The organism is Pseudoalteromonas sp. SG41-5 (assembly GCF_014164495.1).
Lineage (GTDB): Bacteria > Pseudomonadota > Gammaproteobacteria > Enterobacterales > Alteromonadaceae > Pseudoalteromonas > Pseudoalteromonas rhizosphaerae.
On sequence record NZ_JACJFH010000235.1, the window covers coordinates 1 to 1,238 of the forward strand.

General features: G+C 47.7%; 1 protein-coding gene. It reads left to right on the forward strand.

Features of this window, described 5'->3' with window-relative positions:
* The coding region (locus H5232_RS23280) for a tandem-95 repeat protein (protein ID WP_182831658.1) at positions 1 to 1,238 on the forward strand (1,238 nt) is incomplete at both ends.

Here is a 1,238-nt window from a genome sequence, read left to right on the forward strand (position 1 = left end):
GCGGGCACCTTTGTGTATACCCCAGATGCGAACGTTACAGGGCAAGACAGTTTCACCTACACCATTACCGACAGCGAAGGCGGTGTGTCACTGCCAGGAACCGTTACGGTAAATATAGGTGCGGTGAATGACCGCCCCGTTGTTGCTAATGATGCAGTGACGACTGATGAAGATACCGCAACAACGTTAGCTATTTTAGCAAACGACTCAGACGTAGAAGACAGTGGCTTTAATGCTGCCAACGTAAGCCTTGAAAACCAAGGCACGGGGGCGGGCATGTACGACTTTGCGACAGTCAGTGTTAACCTCGATGGTAGTTTAGCTATCGTGCCAAGCCAAGATGTGAATGGGGTATTTAGTTTCACCTACACATTAACAGACAGCGAAGGCTTAAGCTCAACCCCAGCGACCGTCACACTGACCATTAATGCCGTGAACGATGCACCAGTGGCGCTAGATAACACCGCCCAACTGCAAGAAGAAGGTTCATTTGAAGTTAACGTATTGGGTAACGACAGTGATGTTGATATCGGCGACAGCTTAGATGTGAGCAGTGTGACGGTTGTCAGTGCACCAAGCAATGGGCAAACTCAAGTAACCGCAACGGGGGCAATCATTTACACCGCCAATGCAGATTACTATGGTGACGACAGCTTTACTTACACAGTTAAAGACAGCAATGGCGAGGTATCTAACCTTGCTACTGTCACCATGACTGTAAACCCAGTCAATGATGCGCCGGTGGCACAAACGCAAACCCTTAACCTTGATGAAGATGCAAGCTTATTGATCACATTGCTTGCGACAGACATCGAAAATGACAGCTTAACTTATCGTATCGATACTGATGTTGCACACGGAACGCTCGTTCAACAAAGCAGTGATAGTTGGTTGTATACACCTGCGGCAGATTATAACGGCAGTGATAGTTTCACGTTTGTAGCCAATGATGGTGCGTTAGATTCAGCTCCTGTTAGTGTTAACTTAACCGTTAATGCTGTAAATGATGCCCCAGTTGCCAGTGCAGAGGCGGTGTCAGTAAATGAAGATACGCTACTGACGGTCAACCTTGCCGCCAGCGATATCGAAGGCGATACCTTAACGTATCAAATCAGCAGTCAGCCACAAAATGGCCGTGTTACATTGACTGGATCGCAAGCAGTATACCAAGGCGAGAGTGACTTCTTTGGCACCGATAGCTTTAGCTTTGTTGCTAACGATGGCAACGTAGATTCAGC